This is a genomic window from Actinokineospora spheciospongiae (assembly GCF_003182415.1).
Classification (GTDB): domain Bacteria; phylum Actinomycetota; class Actinomycetes; order Mycobacteriales; family Pseudonocardiaceae; genus Actinokineospora; species Actinokineospora spheciospongiae.
Genome location: NZ_QHCP01000004.1, coordinates 435469 through 451009, shown reverse-complemented (window position 1 = coordinate 451009; position 15541 = coordinate 435469). Strand labels below are relative to the sequence as shown.

At 74.0% G+C, this 15541-nt stretch carries 15 protein-coding genes; 12 read left to right on the top strand and 3 right to left on the bottom strand.

The genetic code is table 11. The features are described from left to right. Window positions 1-158 precede the first annotated feature (158 nt). From DFQ13_RS13045 to DFQ13_RS13015, 7 genes are all read left to right on the top strand, one after another. On the top strand, window positions 159-1718 hold the full coding sequence (locus tag DFQ13_RS13045; protein WP_110079986.1) for an anchored repeat ABC transporter, substrate-binding protein: 1560 nt from the start codon (window positions 159-161) through the stop codon (window positions 1716-1718). 19 nt (window positions 1719-1737) lie between these two features. Next, window positions 1738-2637 carry a choice-of-anchor M domain-containing protein gene (locus DFQ13_RS13040; protein WP_110079985.1) on the top strand — a complete coding sequence of 300 codons (900 nt, stop codon included), beginning with the start codon at window positions 1738-1740 and terminating at the stop codon, window positions 2635-2637. Further along, window positions 2634-3353 carry an anchored repeat-type ABC transporter ATP-binding subunit gene (locus DFQ13_RS13035; protein WP_110079984.1) on the top strand — a complete coding sequence of 240 codons (720 nt, stop codon included), beginning with the start codon at window positions 2634-2636 and terminating at the stop codon, window positions 3351-3353. Before DFQ13_RS13040 ends, DFQ13_RS13035 begins: the two co-directional genes overlap by 4 nt. After that, the gene (locus tag DFQ13_RS13030; protein WP_035287566.1) at window positions 3353-4222 is read left to right on the top strand and encodes an anchored repeat-type ABC transporter permease subunit; all 870 of its coding nucleotides are present in this window, start codon (window positions 3353-3355) and stop codon (window positions 4220-4222) included. The genes DFQ13_RS13035 and DFQ13_RS13030 overlap by 1 nt, the downstream gene beginning before the upstream one ends. A 98-nt stretch (window positions 4223-4320) precedes the next feature. Next, the gene (locus DFQ13_RS13025; RefSeq protein ID WP_110079983.1) at window positions 4321-6504 is read left to right on the top strand and encodes a choice-of-anchor M domain-containing protein; all 2184 of its coding nucleotides are present in this window, start codon (window positions 4321-4323) and stop codon (window positions 6502-6504) included. Between the two features lie 34 nt (window positions 6505-6538). After that, window positions 6539-8005 carry a choice-of-anchor M domain-containing protein gene (locus tag DFQ13_RS13020; RefSeq protein WP_146241211.1) on the top strand — a complete coding sequence of 489 codons (1467 nt, stop codon included), beginning with the start codon at window positions 6539-6541 and terminating at the stop codon, window positions 8003-8005. 80 nt (window positions 8006-8085) lie between these two features. Beyond that, window positions 8086-9045 carry a WxL protein peptidoglycan domain-containing protein gene (locus tag DFQ13_RS13015; RefSeq protein WP_110079981.1) on the top strand — a complete coding sequence of 320 codons (960 nt, stop codon included), beginning with the start codon at window positions 8086-8088 and terminating at the stop codon, window positions 9043-9045. Between the two features lie 15 nt (window positions 9046-9060). Here DFQ13_RS13015 and DFQ13_RS13010 read toward each other — a convergent pair whose 3' ends face one another. Then, window positions 9061-10266: a cytochrome P450 gene (locus DFQ13_RS13010; protein WP_110079980.1), complete on the bottom strand. Its 1206-nt coding sequence runs from the start codon at window positions 10264-10266 to the stop codon at window positions 9061-9063. A 166-nt stretch (window positions 10267-10432) separates the two neighbouring features. On the opposite strand from DFQ13_RS13010, the gene DFQ13_RS13005 reads away from it, so the two are divergent. Continuing rightward, entirely contained in the window at window positions 10433-11452 is a 1020-nt protein-coding gene (locus tag DFQ13_RS13005) for an NADPH:quinone reductase (protein ID WP_035287569.1), read from the top strand. Between the two features lie 15 nt (window positions 11453-11467). On the opposite strand, the gene DFQ13_RS13000 is transcribed toward DFQ13_RS13005, so the two are convergent. Next, on the bottom strand, window positions 11468-12175 hold the full coding sequence (locus tag DFQ13_RS13000) for a class I SAM-dependent methyltransferase (protein ID WP_063936018.1): 708 nt from the start codon (window positions 12173-12175) through the stop codon (window positions 11468-11470). Between the two features lie 175 nt (window positions 12176-12350). Between DFQ13_RS13000 and DFQ13_RS12995 the strand changes: the two genes are divergently transcribed. Next, window positions 12351-12890: an MOSC domain-containing protein gene (locus DFQ13_RS12995; protein ID WP_110080154.1), complete on the top strand. Its 540-nt coding sequence runs from the start codon at window positions 12351-12353 to the stop codon at window positions 12888-12890. A 75-nt stretch (window positions 12891-12965) separates the two neighbouring features. On the opposite strand, the gene DFQ13_RS33810 is transcribed toward DFQ13_RS12995, so the two are convergent. Then, complete coding sequence (locus DFQ13_RS33810) at window positions 12966-13136, bottom strand: AMIN-like domain-containing (lipo)protein (RefSeq protein ID WP_181399981.1); 171 nt, start codon at window positions 13134-13136, stop codon at window positions 12966-12968. Window positions 13137-13138: 2 nt separating this feature from the next. On the opposite strand from DFQ13_RS33810, the gene DFQ13_RS12990 reads away from it, so the two are divergent. From DFQ13_RS12990 to DFQ13_RS12980, 3 genes are all read left to right on the top strand, one after another. Continuing rightward, the gene (locus DFQ13_RS12990; RefSeq protein WP_181399955.1) at window positions 13139-13297 is read left to right on the top strand and encodes a hypothetical protein; all 159 of its coding nucleotides are present in this window, start codon (window positions 13139-13141) and stop codon (window positions 13295-13297) included. A gap of 90 nt (window positions 13298-13387) precedes the next feature. Continuing rightward, the gene (locus DFQ13_RS12985) at window positions 13388-14929 is read left to right on the top strand and encodes an MFS transporter (protein ID WP_110079979.1); all 1542 of its coding nucleotides are present in this window, start codon (window positions 13388-13390) and stop codon (window positions 14927-14929) included. Window positions 14930-14934: 5 nt separating this feature from the next. After that, window positions 14935-15537, top strand: coding sequence for a TetR/AcrR family transcriptional regulator (locus DFQ13_RS12980; RefSeq protein ID WP_110079978.1), 603 nt, complete (start codon window positions 14935-14937; stop codon window positions 15535-15537). The last annotated feature ends 4 nt before the right edge of the window (window positions 15538-15541 follow it).

The following is a 15541-nucleotide window of genomic DNA, read 5'->3' as shown; positions in this document are numbered from 1 at the left end:
CCACGATCCACCACCGGGTCAACCGTCCGAGCGGTGACGCCGACGGCCCCGTGCGCGGTTGGCCGGGTGAGGGCTCTGCCACCCGCACCTTTCGCCGAACTTGTCGGTCATGATAATCATTGTCAGGTAAATTGTCCCCGCAGATTGGCAGGGCCGCCGTGCCTCTCCTCCCCCCTGGTCGATGGCGGTCCCTGTTCGCCGTCCTGGCCGCCTCGGTCGTGGCGGCCGGGTGCGCCGCGCCGCCCGCGTTGAGCGACCGGGACGGTCGGGTGCAGGTGGTGACCACGACGGGACTGCTGCGCGACCTGGTGCGGAACGTGGGCGGTGCGCGGGTGAACGCCACCTCGCTGGTGCGCGACGGCGGTGACCCGCACTCCTACGAGCCGAGCTTGCGGGACGTGCGGAACGTGGTCTACGCGGACGTGGCGTTCAGCAACTACGTGATGCTGGAGGAGCACAACGTCATCAAGGCGCTGGACGCCAACCTGCGCCGGGGTGCGGCGAACGTCTCCCTGGCCGAGGCGGCGGTCAAGTACGCCGCCGAGGTGATCCCGCTGGTCGAAGACGTCTCGCTGGACGCGGTCTGGCTCGGGCTGCGGGCCACGGGCGACGGGGCGGGCCACGGTGCCGATCGGTCCTCGGAGGTGCTGCTGAGCATGACCGGCGCGCGCGGTCCCGGGAACGTCTTCGGGTACCTCACCGGGTCCTTCGGCGACACCGACGTCCACTTCGACTCCAGTGACGGGTTCGACGCGGGTGACGGGTACGGCGAGGACACCGCGACGCTGCCCGCCGACGCGCACACGCACATGTCGTGGGCGTTCACCGAGCCCGGGGTGTACGAGTTGACCCTGTCGGCGAGCCTGCGCGTGGACCGGCGGTCGCGGCCGGTGCCGGTGGGTGGGTCGACGTTCACCGTCGCGGTCGGGGTGCCCGCGCCCTCGGGGGCGGTGGTGCTGGACCGCGGGCACGCCGACCTCACCGTCGACCTGGACCGGGGGGAGGTCTACGCGCTGTACGACCCCCAGGGGGGCGGGGAGGCGGCGCAGCGGGTCGTCGCGGCGGACGAGGCCGTCATCGTGGTGCCGAACAAGGCGTTGGCCGAGGTGCCCGCCGGGTCGGGGTTCGGGTTCCTCGGCCGCCCCGGTGATCGGGTCTTCCAGTTGGCCCAGGCGGTGCTGGGCAAGCACGTGCACGGTGAGATCGACCCGCACCTGTGGCAGGACGTGCGCAACGCCATGGCCTACGTGCACGTCATCCGCGACACCCTGACCGCCGAGGACCCGGCGGGGGCGGTGGACTACCGGCGCAACGCCGAGGTGTACCTCGACGAACTCGACGCGCTCGACCGGTACGTGCGGCAGCGGGTCTCCGAGATCCCCGAGGCGCGCAGGCACCTGGTGACGACGCACGACGCGTTCGGCTACCTCGCGCGGGCCTACGGGATGTCGGTGGCCGGGTTCGTCACGCCCAACCCCGCCGCCGAGCCCTCGCTCGCCGACCGCCGGAAGTTGACCGACACGATCCGCAACCTGGCGGTGCCCGCGGTGTTCCTGGAGCCGAACCTGGCCGGTCGGTCCTCGACGCTGACCGAGGTCGCCGCGCAGCTTGGCGTGCGGGTCTGCCCGATCCACGGCGACGCGTTCGACGGCGCGGTCACCACCTACGTCCAGATGATGCGGTTCAACGCCGACTCGTTGCGCGACTGCCTGCGCTGAGGGAGAAGAGGAAACCGAAATGAGATCCGTCCTGGCGCTGCCGGGCGCGGCCGTGCTGGCGGCGGTGCTGCTGGCACCGGCTGCCGCGGCGCAGCCGCCGCCCGACGACCTGGAGCAGACGATCGCCCCCGACCAGCCGGTGGCACCCGAGCGGGCCGTGCTCGCGCGGGGGCACGTCGACCTCGGGCCCCGCCACGACGACGGTGCGTGGCGGTTGATGGTGCACGACGACTCGGCTGCCCCTGCCGTGTGGCGGGCGCTGGACCGGACGGTGCTGCGGGTGCCCGACCAGGCGGTGCTGCCGGTGCCGGACGACCCGGCGTACTCGTTCCTGGGCGAGCCGGGCAGGCCGGTGCACGTGCTGCCGCAGACGCAGGACCCGGACGTGCCGTGGATCGGGTGGAACACCCAGGACCCGCGGGTCATCGACAGCGTCGACCGCGGTGTCACCCTGACGCTGACCGGTGTCGAGGGGCCCGGCGAGGTGTTCGTCTACCTCCAGGCGGGCAACTTCGCCGGGGCCGACGTGCTGTGGGACTCCACCAGGGCCGAGCGGCAGGACATCTGGGTCGACACCAACACCCACACCCACGCCAACTGGGTGTTCACCGCCCCTGGCGTCTACCTCGTCCGGGTCGAGGTGCACGCCGACCTGGTCGACGGCGGCCGGGTCGGCGACCCGGCGACGCTGCGGTTCGCCGTCGGCGACGCCACCGACGCCGAGGCCGCCTTCGCCGCGACACCGCAGGCGCCCCCGGCGAGCCGGGAGCCCGTTGCAGGCACCGCCGCGGAGCCGGAGAGCGGTTCGGGACCGGCGGTCGCGCTCGGGGTCGCCGCGGTCGCACTGGCCTTGGCGGCCGGTGTGGTGGTCGTCGTCGTCCGGGGCCGTGCCGCGAAGCGCCGTGGGAGCGCGGGGTGAGCGCGCTGCGGGTCTCCGGCCTGGCGGTGGACCTCGGCGGGCGGCGGGTCCTGACCGACGTGGACCTCACCGTGGACCGGGGCGAGTTGGTCGGGCTGATCGGGCCGAACGGGGCGGGCAAGACCACGCTGCTGCGCGGGTTGATGGGCCTGGTGCGGCCACGGGCTGGCGTGGTGGTCGTCGAGGGCGGGCAGCCGGGGTACGTGCCGCAGCGGCACGAGTTCGCCTGGGACTTCCCGATATCGGTGGAGAACGTGGTGATGACCGGTCGCACCGGCAGGCTTGGGCTGTTCCGCCGCCCCGGGGCGGGCGACTGGCGGGCGGTTTCCGAGGCGCTGGAGCGGGTGCGGATGACCGACCTGCGCACCCGCCCGGTCGGTGAGCTGTCCGGTGGGCAGCGCCAGCGCGTGCTGCTCGCCCGCGCACTGGCCCTGCGACCGTCGGTGCTGCTGCTCGACGAGCCGTTCACCGGGCTGGACATGCCCACCCAGGAACTGCTGTCAGACCTGCTGCTGTCGCTGGCCGGGGAGCACGCGGTGCTGACGACGACCCACGACCTGCCCGGCGCGCTGCACACCTGCGACCGGCTCGTCCTGCTCAACCGGACGGTCGTCGCCGCGGGCACGCCGGACGAGCTGCGCGACGAGCGGCCGTGGGTGGACACCTTCGGCGTCGGCGCGGGCAGCCCGCTGCTCAAGATCCTGAAGGCGGGCTGATGTCACCCCCGGACTTCCTGCACGACCTGCTCAACCCCGACCTGGCGTTCCTGCCGAAGGCGCTGCTGGTCGCGGTCATGTCCTCGATCGTGTGCGGGGTGGTGGGCTGCTACGTGGTCCTGCGCGGCATGGCGTTCATCGGCGACGCGGTCGCGCACGCGGTGTTCCCCGGCCTGGCCGTGGCGTTCGCGGTGTCGGGCAACCTGATCCTCGGCGGCACGCTGGCCGGGGTGCTGACCGCGGTGCTCGTCGCGGTGTTCTCGCAGAACAGGCGGCTGCGGGAGGACTCGGTGATCGGGGTGTTCTTCGTGGCCGCGTTCGCCCTCGGCATCGTGGTCATCTCCCGGACACCGGGCTACGCCGGGTCGTTGCAGCAGTTCCTGTTCGGTTCCATCACCGGCATCCCGGACGAGGACCTGCTCACGGTCGCGGTGATGGGTGTGGCCGTGCTCGGCGTGGTGTTCGGGCTGCACAAGGAGTTCGTGGCGGTCACGCTCGACCGGGAGATGGCGCGGGCGATGGGGCTGCGCGTGTTCTGGCTCGACGTCGTGCTCTACGTCCTGGTCACGCTCGCCGTGGTGATCTCGGTGCAGACCATCGGCAACATCCTCGTGCTGGCCCTGCTGGTGACCCCGGCGGCGACGGCGCGGCTGCTCACCGACCGGTTGGCGGTGATGATGCTGCTGGCCCCGGTGGTCGGCGGGCTGTGCGCGCTGGTGGGTCTCTACGTGTCGTGGTCGTGGGACTTCCCGACCGGCGGCACGATCGTCCTCGTGCTGACCGCCGTCTTCCTCGCCACCTGGGCGCTCGCGCCCAGGCACGGCCTGCTGGCGCGCGGTCTGGTCCGCCGCCGGTCCGCGCGGGTCTGAACCGCCGGTGTCGCGGAGGGCACACCGGTCCACCCGCTTATTGAAAACGATAATCCTTTGCTTTATGTTGAGTCCGATTGGTCCCAGAAGGGGGAAATATGCGGGTTCGCGCACGGATGGCGGCGGCAGCGACGGTCACGGCCGTCTTGGCCGCGTTCACACCGGCGGCGCCCGCGGTCGCGGCACCCGGTCCCGCGCCCGCGCCCGGCGCGAGGCAGGTGCTCGCGGGCGGGCACGCCGACCTGGTGACCGTGCTGCTGGAGGGCGGCGGCCTCGTCGTCACCGGCAAGACGGACGCGGGCCGGTTCGACCCGGGCGCCACCACGCTCCACGTCACCGACGCCGCCCGGCGGCCCGCACCCTCCTCCCCCGCCTACGGCTTCCTCGGTGTGCCCGGCGGGAGCCCGATCCACGTCATCCCGCAGGCGTTCCGACCGGACGTGCTGTGGGCGGGGTGGAACACCGAGGCGGTGCCGCGCGGCGCGCTCGCCGGGGACGCGGTGGACCTGGCACTGCGGTCGGCGCGCGGGCCCGGCCGGGTCGAGGTCTACCTCTTCGGCGCGGACGGCCCGGAGCGCGTGTTCAGCTCGCACGACAGCGCTGTGCGCACGACCCGCGTCGCCGTGCCCACCCACGCGCACGCCAACTGGGTCTTCACCGCTCCCGGCGTCTACGAGCTGGAGTTCCAGGCCACGGCGACCGCCGCCTCCGGGGTCCCGCTGTCCTCGCCGCCGACCCGGTACGTGATCGCCGTGGGACCGCGCACGGCCGAACCGACCGCGACCACCCTGCGCGTGGACGGCACCGGGACGGGTGTCGAGCTGGCGAGCGCGGTCACCGGCGGACCGGAGCACCTCGACGGCGGTGTGCCGCGCGGTTGGGTGGAGTTCGTCCGGCACACCCCGGCCGGAGACCGGGTGGCGGGCCACGTCGCGCTGACCGACGGGTCAGGCACGCTCAGCCTCCCGGAGGACGCGGAGGCGCTGGCGTTCACCGCGCGCTTCGTCCCGGCGGTGGGCGACCTGGTGGCCGGGTCCCGGTCCCCCGCGGTCGCCAACCCGGCGGCCCCACCGGGCGCGGTGGTGACCGGGGTCCGCGACCGCTACGCGCCGGGCGAGACCATCGCCGCGACCGCGCTGGTCAGCCCCGAGCGGCCCGACCACACCGTGTCGTGGTGGACGCGGTCGAACGGGACCACCACCGCGCGGGACGGGGACCGGACGCTGGGCCTGACCGCGAGCGGCGACCTCGACGGCGCCGAACTCGGCTTCGACCTGCGCGACCCCCGGGGTGAGGTGGTGGGCTCGGCGCGCCCGGTCGCCCTGTCGGTGACCGCCGTCCAGCCGACCACCCCACCGAGCCCCAAGCCGACCGGGACCACCCCCGCGCCCGTCGCCCCGACGAGCACGGTCCCCGCACCCCGGGCCGCACCCGCCGAGACGGCGGCGGCGGAGACGTGCGTGCCCACGGCGGTCACGCGCCCGGCCGAGCCGCGGGAGGTCGAGGTCGTCACCGACGGCCACTTCGACTACGGGCCCGTGGTCGAGGGCGGCGCGCTGTCGGCCCGGGTCAAGGACGACCGGCAGGGCGCCCCGGTCCACCGCGACCCGGGCGGGTACGTCTTCCACCTCGACGACACCGCGCGGGCGACCCCGCCCGCGGGTTCCGGACTCGACTTCCTCGGCTCCGGTCCGGTGTGGATGGTCCCGCTCACCCAGCGCTCCGGAATCCCCTGGCTGGGCTGGAACACGCAGCACCCGTCCGTGCTGTCGGGGGTGAGCGGCGACGTCACGATGACCCTGGAGAACGTCGAGGGGCCCGGCGAGCTGGCCGTGTACGGGCAGGACCCGTTCGGTGGCGTGGGCGAACGGTACTTCGGCACCGCAACCGGCTTCCCCCGGTCCACGATTATCCCAGTAGGACAGTCAGGTGTGCACGTGCACGCGGTGTGGGCGTTCACCGAGCCCGGCGCCTACGCCGTCACGTTCTCCTTCGGCGCCTCCGTCGGCGGGCGGCAGACCAGTGCCAAGAGCACGCTGGCCTTCCACGTCGGCCCCGGCGAGCCGCGGGCGGCGCCCACCGGGCCACCGGTCGTCGAGCAGGTCGGCCGCACCTCCGACGGCCGGGAGTGCGCCCTGCCCGGCGGCGGGGGCGGTCTGGCCTCGACCGGGCTCGACGGACCGGTGGTCGCGGGCCTCGTGGTCGCCGCCGTGCTGCTCATCCCCCTCGGTTTCCTGCTCACCAGCGCGGCCACCCTGGCCGCCGCCCGGCGCGGGCGTTGAACTTCCCGATCCCCCTAGGAAAGGCACAACCGCAGTGAACGCAACGAAGGCAAGATCCAAGATCGCCGTGGCGGCCCTGACCGCCCTGGGCTTGGCCCTGGGCCCCCTCGCCGGGGTCGCGGCGGCGCAGGCGGACCGGCAGGTCGTCGCCGAGGGCCACCTCGACCTGTTCTACGTCGACGTGCAGGGCTCCGCGCACGTGCTCGTCGCCCACACCGACAGCGGCACCGTCGTGCCCGCCGACCTCGTGGTGCAGGCGAAGCCGTCGGTGGCCGCGCGCACGGTCAGCGCGACGGTCGCGACCCTGCCGGGGTGGAAGGCCCAGGGCGAGACCTACTACCTGCTGCCGCAGAACTCGCAGCCGGGCCAGGTGTTCGCGGGCTTCGGCCAGAGCCCGGCCGTGGCCGAGGGCACCTCGGTCACCTACACCCTGGACTCGGTGCGGGGCCCCGGCGCGTTCGCGCTGTGGCAGAACGGCGAGGACGGCCCGAACGTCTTCCTGGGCTCCGCCGAGGGCGCGCCGAAGTCGTTCACCAGCACGGCCGACCACGAGCACGGCAACTGGGGCTTCACCGAGCAGGGCGAGTACGCGCTGACCGTCAGCGCCACCGCCACCCCGCCCGGCGGCACCGCGACCGCGATCGCGCCCGTCACCTACACGGTCTTCGTGGGTGAGGAACTGCCCTCCGGCCCCGGTGCGGACCCGGGCACGCCCGCGACCCAGTTGTCGATCACGGGACTGTCGAACCACTACCACGCGGGCGGCATCGCGGCGCTGACCGCGGTGCAGACCCCGGAGACCGGTGAGGACCACTACCACTGGTTCACCCGCGCCGCCGGGCAGGCGGAGTGGACGGTCGTCCCCGGTGCCCTGTCCGCCAGGTACGGGTTCGTGGTGCGCACCGCGGACAAGGGCCGTGAGGTCAAGGCGGTGCTGTACGACCACGACCACGGGGTGATCGCCGAGTCGGCCCCGGCCACGATCGTCGTCGACGACCACGGCAACGACCCGGTCAACGGCCCGGCCATCACCACGTCGCTGGCGGCGGAGCAGGGCGTGCTGGCCATCAGCGTCGCCCCGGAGAACCGCGAGGTCGACCTGGGCGCCCTGGCGCTCAACGCCGCCGCCGACCGCTACACCGCCTCCGGCGCGCTCAAGCCGATCACGGTGACCGACACCCGCGCGGACAACCCCGGCTGGAACGCCTCCGGCCGCGTGCGGGCGTTCACCACCGTCGACGGCGCGCAGATCGGCGGCAAGCACCTGGGCTGGACGCCCGCGGTGCTCTCGGCATCGGCGAACCAGGCGGTCACGCCCGGCCCGCCCGTCGCCACCGGCTTCACCAGCGGCAACGGCCTGTCCGCCTGGTCGCAGCTCGGCGCGGCGCCCGCGGGCGCGGGCCGGGGCACCGCCCAGCTCGGGGCCGAGCTGACCCTGGAGGCCCCGGCGGACACCGCCCCGGGCGCCTACCGGGCGATGCTCATCCTCACCGCCATCTGATCACCGCCACCTGACACCAGGGCGCGGGCCCGCCGACCACGGCGGGCCCGCGCCCGTCTTCCGCAGCCGGAGCACCCCCTTTGAGAACCCTGCCCGCCCTGTGCGCACTGGTCGCCGCACTCGCGCTCGCCCCCGCCGCCCCCGCCGCCGCGCAGCCCGAGCGCCTCACCTGGTCGGTGACCCCGGCGCGCGCCGAGGGGCCGGACGCCCGCCCGAGGTTCGAGTACACCGTCGAACCCGGGATGCGCTACGACGACCACCTCGCCGTCCGCAACCTGGGCGGGGGTGAGCTGACCGTCGACCTGTACGCGGCGGACGCGGTCAACACCGACAGCGGCGGCTTCGACCTCCTCGCCCGCGACGAGCACTCCCCCACCCTCGGCGCCTGGGTCACCCTCACCCGGCAGCAGGTCGTGGTGGCACCGCGCTCCACGGCCGTCGTCCCGTTCAGCCTGACCGTCCCCGACGACGCCGAACCCGGCGACCACGTCGGCGGCCTGGTCGCCGCCGTGACCACCGGGGGCCAGGTGCGGGTGGAACGCCGCGTCGGCGCCCGCCTCTACGCCCGCGTCGCGGGCCCCGTGACCCCCGCGCTGCGCATCGACCCACCCGCAGCCGCCTACCGGGGCACCCTCAACCCGGCGGGCCCCGGCGAGGTCGACGTCACCTGGACCGCGGTCAACGACGGCAACATCCGCGTGGCCGTCCGCCCCTCGGTCCGCGTCCACGGCCCCTTCGGCCTCACCGAGGTCTCCTGGACCGGTGACACCCTGCCGGAACTGCTCCCCGGCAACGCCGTCACCCTCACCAGGACCCTCACCGGTGTCTGGCCCCTGGGACCGCTGACCGCCCACGTCGAGGCGGAGCCCGTCACCTCGGCCGGCCAGCCGCTCGCGGGGGCGGTGGACCCGGCCACAGCCGAGACCACCGTCTGGGCCGTGCCCTGGACGGCCCTGGGCGCGCTGCTCCTCCTCTCGGGCACCCTCACCGCCCTGTGGCGCGTCCGCCGCAGGACCCGCGCCCTGACCGCGATCGCGTAGCCCCGCGCGGGTCGGTCAGCCCCAGGTGATCGGCAGCTCGCGGACGCCGTAGACCAGGGTGTTGTCCTTGTAGCGCACCGACTCGCGCGGAACCGCCAGGCGCAGGTCGGGGATGCGGCGGAACAGCCGCGTCAGGGCCTCCTGCAACTCCACCCGCGCCAACTGCTGGCCGACGCACTGGTGGGTGCCGAAGCCGAAGGCGATGTGCTTGCGCGGGGCCTCGCGGTGGAAGTCGAGCTTGTCGGCGGCGGTGAACTGGGCTTCGTCGCGGTTGGCGGAGTTGAGGGCGGCGACGAGCCACTCGCCCGCCTTGACCGCCCGGTCGCCGACGCGGACGTCCTCGGTGGCGTAGCGCAGGACGCCGAACTGGACCACGGACAGGTAGCGGAGCAGTTCCTCGATGGCGTTCTCCGGTTCGGCGAGGACGGTGTCGCGCTCTTCCGGGTGGTCCAGGAGGGCCAGGGTGCTCAGCGCGATCATGTTGGCCGTCGTCTCGTGGCCCGCGACGAGCAGGCTGAGGCCGAGGATGATCAGCTCCGGCATGGTCAGGGGGTCGCCCGCGGCCTCGGCCCTGGCGATGATCCTGCTGATCAGGTCGTCCTGGGGGTCGCGGACCTTGCCCTCGAACAGGGTGCCGAGGTAGCCCGCCAGCTCACCGAACGCCTGTTGGCCCTCCTCCAGCGTCATGTCGGTGCTGACCAGGACCGTGCTCTGGGTCTGGAACCGGCCGCGGTCGGCGTACGGGACGCCGAGGAGTTCGCAGATCACCAGCGACGGGATCGGCAGCGCGAAGTCCTCCACCAGGTCGACCGGCCCGTCCTTGGCCAGCATGGCGTCGATGTGGTCCTCGACGAGCCGCTGGACGTAGGCGCGCATGGTCTCCACCCGCCGCACGGTGAACTCGGCGACCACCAGCCGCCGCACGCGGGAGTGCGCCTCGCCGTCGAGCTGGATGATCGAGCCGGGCGGGGGTTCCTCGTTCGGGTCACCACCCGCGTTGACGTGCACCGAGGCGCCACCGCGCGAACTCATCGACCGGTCGGCGAGCAGCGCCCGCACGTCGCCGTACCGGGTGACCAGCCAGGCGTCCATGCCGCCGGGGCAGCGGACCTTCGCCACCGGGTCGTCCTCCCGCAGGCGCGTGTAGAGCTCGGGCGGGTCGAAGGGGCACCCGTTCGGCCGCCCCGTGGGCAGGGCCGGGATCTCGGCTTCCGCGGTCACAGCAGATCACGCCTCTCGTCGGTGGGAGGGCTCCAGGACAGACCGATGATCCACACCAACGCCCCGTGGCAATACCGCCAGCCCGGCAGGATCGCCGGACCGGATGAATAAACGAAAGGTGGCCCTTGTTCGACCCGATGAGAGCAGCAACCGAGAAGGGCGGATCATGAAGGCGATCGTCTACCGCGACCACGGCGGCCCCGAGGTCCTGGAACTGGTCGACCGCGACCTCCCCGAGCCGGGTCCCGGCGAGGTCCGGGTCCGGGTCGCGGTGTCGGGGGTCAACCCGACCGACTGGAAGACCCGCTCCGGCGCCACCAACCCGAAGGCGTTCCCCGAGGTCACCCCGCACCTCGACGGCGCGGGGGTGGTCGACGCCGTCGGCGCGGGGGTCGACGGGGGGCGGGTCGGGCAGCGCGTGTGGCTGTTCATGGCCACCGCCGGTCGCCCCACCGGGACCGCCGCCGAGTTCACCGTGGTGCCCGCCGAGGCGGCGGTGCCGCTGCCCGACGGCGCCGGGTTCGACCTCGGTGCCTCGCTCGGCGTCCCCGCCCTCACCGCGCACCGCGCCCTCACCGTGGCCGAGGACGGGCCGACCCGCCTGCACCCCGGCGCGCTCGACGGCAGGGTGGTGCTCGCCGCGGGCGGGGCCGGGGCCGTCGGCCACGCGGTGATCCAGCTCGCCCGGTGGGCGGGGGCCACGGTGATCAGCACCGTCAGCGGCCCGGAGAAGGCCCGGCTGGCCACCGCGGCGGGCGCCCACCACGTCGTCAACTACCGGGAGGGCGACCCCGCCGCGCGGATTCGCTCCCTCGCCCCGGACGGGGTCGACCTCGTCGCCGAAGTGGCGCTGGGGGCGAACCTCGACCTCGACCTGGCCGTCCTGCGCACCCGGGGAACGATCTCGACCTACGCCAACGACGGTGACAAGCCGGTGGGGCTCGACGTCCGCCAGAACATGATGCTCAACACCCGCTTCCAGTTCCTGGTCCTCTACACCGTCGGGCAGCAGGCGCTCACCGCGGGCGCCGAGGACGTCGCCGCCGCGGTCGGCGACGGCGCGCTGCCGGTCGGCGAGGAACACGGCCTGCCGCTGGTCCGCTTCCCCCTCGACCGCACCGCCGACGCCCACCGCGCCGTCGAGGCGGGCGCCGTCGGCAAGGTCCTGGTGGACGTCGAGTCCTGACGACCGCGCGGTCGCCTACGCGCTGACGCAGTCCGCCGCCGCCAGGGGCACCCCGGTGCGGTCGGTGTCGCTGTGCCGGGGCTGGTGGCGCAGCAGGAACCCGTTCTCCTGGAACGAAGTGAGGCCGAACTTCTGCGCCATCCGGTGCTCCGGTTTGGGCTCGGCGAACACCTGCTCCACGGCGAAGGAGCCACCGAACCGCTCCGCCACCTCGGGCAGGCCGACGGAGAACGGGGGCGAGGGCAGCAGCGGCGCGTACTCCAGGGTGTTGAGGAACCACGCCGCCCCCGGCCGCACGAGCCGGGTGACCGCCTCGACGTAGCGGGTGCGCATGTCGGGCGGGAACGCGATGAGCGAGGCCCGGTCGAACACCACGTCGACCGGGCCGACCTCCTCGGTGCTCAGCGCGAAGAGGTCCTGGTTGCGCAGCACGACGTTGCCCGCGCGGAACACCCCGGGCGACTCCTCGACCGGGATCAGCCCGTTCTCGGCGAAGAACTGCTCGACCGCCGTCGCCACCAGCTCCACACCCACCACCTCGCGGGCGTGCTCGGCGAAGAACAGCAGATCCACCGTCTTGCCGCACAGCGGCACCAGCACCCGCGCGTCCGCCAGCAGACCGGTCTCGGCCAGCCAGCGGGCGTGCGGGTGCACGGCGGGGACGTGGAAGCTGGTCTTGGTGCCACCTTCACGCCAGGAGTCGAACCAGAAGTCGGGTTCCACCGGTATGCCCTCGTCATCGCTCGGGGCCGCTCTCCACGAGCGACTGTCCTGATCACCATCGCCGCCCGGACCGGAAACGTAAGCACCGTTCCCCGTCGGGTTTCCGGCGGTGCCGGACGTGCTGTGGCGCGGCGAACACGCCCGCACCCCCGGTTCCGTCGGTACGGTTCGGGTCATGGGCACCGTCGAGGCAGTGAGCCGCAGTGGCAGGCACTCGTTCACCAAGCCGACCGAGGAGGGCATCACCCTGCTGGCCCACCTCGGCGTCGAGGGCGACGCCCACGCCGGGGAACTGGTCAAGCACCGGTCGCGGGTGCGCCGCGACCCCACCCAGCCCAACCTGCGGCAGGTGCACCTGATGCACGCGGAGCTGCACGACGAGCTGGCCGCCCTCGGCTTCCCCGTGGCCGCGGGCCAACTCGGCGAGAACGTCACCACCCGCGGCGTCGACCTGCTGGGCCTGCCCACCGGCACCCTCCTGCACCTGGGCGAGGAGGCCGTCGTCGAGGTGACCGGCCTGCGCAACCCCTGCCCGCAGATCGACGCCTTCCAGGACGGCCTGCTCCGCCACGTGGTCGGGCGCGACGAGCGGGGCAACGTCGTGCGCAAGGCGGGGATCATGTCCGTGGTCCTGGTCGGCGGCCGGGTGCGCCCCGGCGACACCATCCGCGTCCAGGTGCCCGCCACCCCGCACACCCCGCTGCAACCGGTCTGACGCACCGGACCGGCCACCCGATGGCACCGGCGGGCCTGCGCGCGGGGCCGCCCGACCGGGCGGCCCCGCCGCACCTCACCACCGGTGGGCGACGTCCACGACGACGTGGCCGGGCAGGGTGAACACCCGGAACGGCAACCGCGCGCGGACACCCAGCCCGAGGTCCGTGGTGCCCTCCCACGACCCGGCCCAGGCGAGCTGCCGGGCACCGGGTTGCCCGACGGCGGCGGGGCATGTCGCCGCCATGGGTGAACCGGTGCCATCGACCGTCGCCGGCCCTGGTCGACACGCTGGACGAGGACGGCGACGGGTCGATCTCGAAGCCGGAGTTCATCCACCACTGGGTGGAGTTCTGGGTCGGAAACGACGCCGACGCCCCCGGCACCCACCTGTTCGGCGAGGTCTGACCGGGTCGGCTTCGGGCGGGGCAACTCGGCCCACACCCATCGTTCACCACCCCCACGATTACTATACCGTCCAGACGGTATAGTAACGGCATGACCCAGAACCACACCGTCCACGCGGCGCAGCCGCCACAGGCACCGGACCGGCGGTGGGCCGCGTTGGGCGTGTTGGTCGGGGCCATGCTGCTGCTGGCCGTGGACGGCACCGTCCTGTACCTGGCCGTGCCGTCGCTGGTGGCGGACCTGGCGCCCAGCGCCGACCAGGTCCTGTGGATCGGCGACGTCTACGGGCTCGCACTGGCGGGACTGCTGATCACCACCGGCACCCTGGCCGACCGGCTGGGGCGCAAGCGGGTGCTGCTGGCGGGCACCGCCGCCTTCGGGGCCGCCTCCGCCCTGGCCGCGTTCGCCCCCGACGCGGGGACGCTCATCGCCGCGCGGCTGCTGCTGGGCGTGGCCGGGGCGACGATCATGCCCTCGACCCTGTCCATCATCCGCGACCTGTTCCCCGACGACCGCGAGCGCACCAGGGCCATCGCGATCTGGTCGGCGGCCTCCGGCGGCGGCATGGCCGTGGGGCCGCTGCTGGGCGGGGCGCTGCTGGAGCACTTCTGGTGGGGCTCGGTGTTCCTGATCAACGTGCCGATCGTGGTGGTGTTCCTCGTCGCGGGCGCGTTCCTGCTGCCCGAGTCGCGCAACCCCCGGCCCGGCCGCTTCGACCTGCTGTCCGCGGCGCTGTCGCTGGCCGCGGTCGTGCCGCTGGTCTGGGCGGTCAAGCACGCCGTCGGCTCCGGTGTGGACGGGGCGACCCTGCTCGCCACCGCGGTGGGCGTCGTCGCCGGGGTGGTGTTCGTGCGCAGGCAGCGCCGCCTGGACACGCCGTTGATCGACGTGGGCCTGTTCGCCGACAAGGCGTTCAGCGGGGCGGTGTTCGCCAACGTCATCGCGATCTTCGCGCTCAGCGGGCTGCTGTTCTTCTTCTCCCAGTACCTGCAACTGGTCCGGGGCATGGGCCCACTGACGGCGGGCCTGGCCGAGGTGCCCACCACCGCGGCGGCCGTCCTGGCGGCCGGGGTCGTCGGTGTGCTCGTGGCCCGCCTGGGGACCGGGCGGGCCGTGGGCGCCGGGCTCGCCGCGGCCGCCGTCGGCCTGGGCCTGGTCGCCGTCGCCGAGGGTTCCGACCGCTACCTGTGGTTGGGCCTGGCCCTGGTCCCGGTGGGCCTGGGCATCGGGGTCGCGATGACGCTGACGACCGACGCCGTGGTCTCCGCCGTGCCGCCCCGGCGGGCCGGGGCGGCGTCGGCGATCGCCGAGACCGCGTACGAACTCGGCGCGGTCCTGGGCATCGCCCTGCTCGGCTCCGGCGTGACCCTGGCCTACCGGTCGGCCCTGGAGCTGCCCGCCGACCTGCCCGACCCGGTGCGCGCCGCCGTGGTGGACTCCCTGGCCTCCGCCCTGCACGCCGTCGAGCCCGGTTCCGGCGCGGCCACCGCGGCGCGGGAGGCGTTCACCGCCGCCATGCAGGTCACCTCCGTGCTGGCCGCCGTCATCACCGCCGTGGCCGCCCTCGTCGCCTGGCGCACCATCCCCTCCGGTAGGAAGACCCCGACCACGACCGACCAGGGCGAGGAGTGACGCACATGCCGCGCAAAGCCGGGCGCAGCGCCGAGGACACCCGCCGCGCGCTCCTGGACGCCGCGGGCGCGGCCGTCCGCGCCCGCGGCGTCTCCGCCAGCCTGGACGACATCGCCAGGCAGGCGGGGGTGTCCAAGGGCGGGCTGCTGCACCACTTCGCCTCCAAGGACGAACTCGTGCGCGCCCTCGCCGAGGACCTCCTCGCCGGCTTCCGCGCCGACGTCACCGCCGCGGTCAACCCGGCCGACACCGCCCCCGGCGCGCTCACCCGCGCCTACGTCCGCGTCTGCGCGGACTTCGCCCGCGACGACGTGGCCGTGCACGAACTCCAACCCCTCATCGGCCACCTGTCCACCATCCCCGAGGTCGCCGAGATCGCCCGAGCCGACGCCCGCCGCTGGCGCGACGACCTGCGCGCCGACGGCCTCCCCGACCACATCACCGCCCTGGTCGTCGCCGCCGCCGACGGCATCAGCGCCGCCCCCGACTGGAGCACCCCGCTCGACGACAGCGCCCTGCGCGGGCTGGAGACCCTGCTGCTCGCCCTGACCACCGACACCCGCCTCTGGGACCACCTCGACGTCGCGCCGGGGCAGCTCCCGCGCTGAGCAC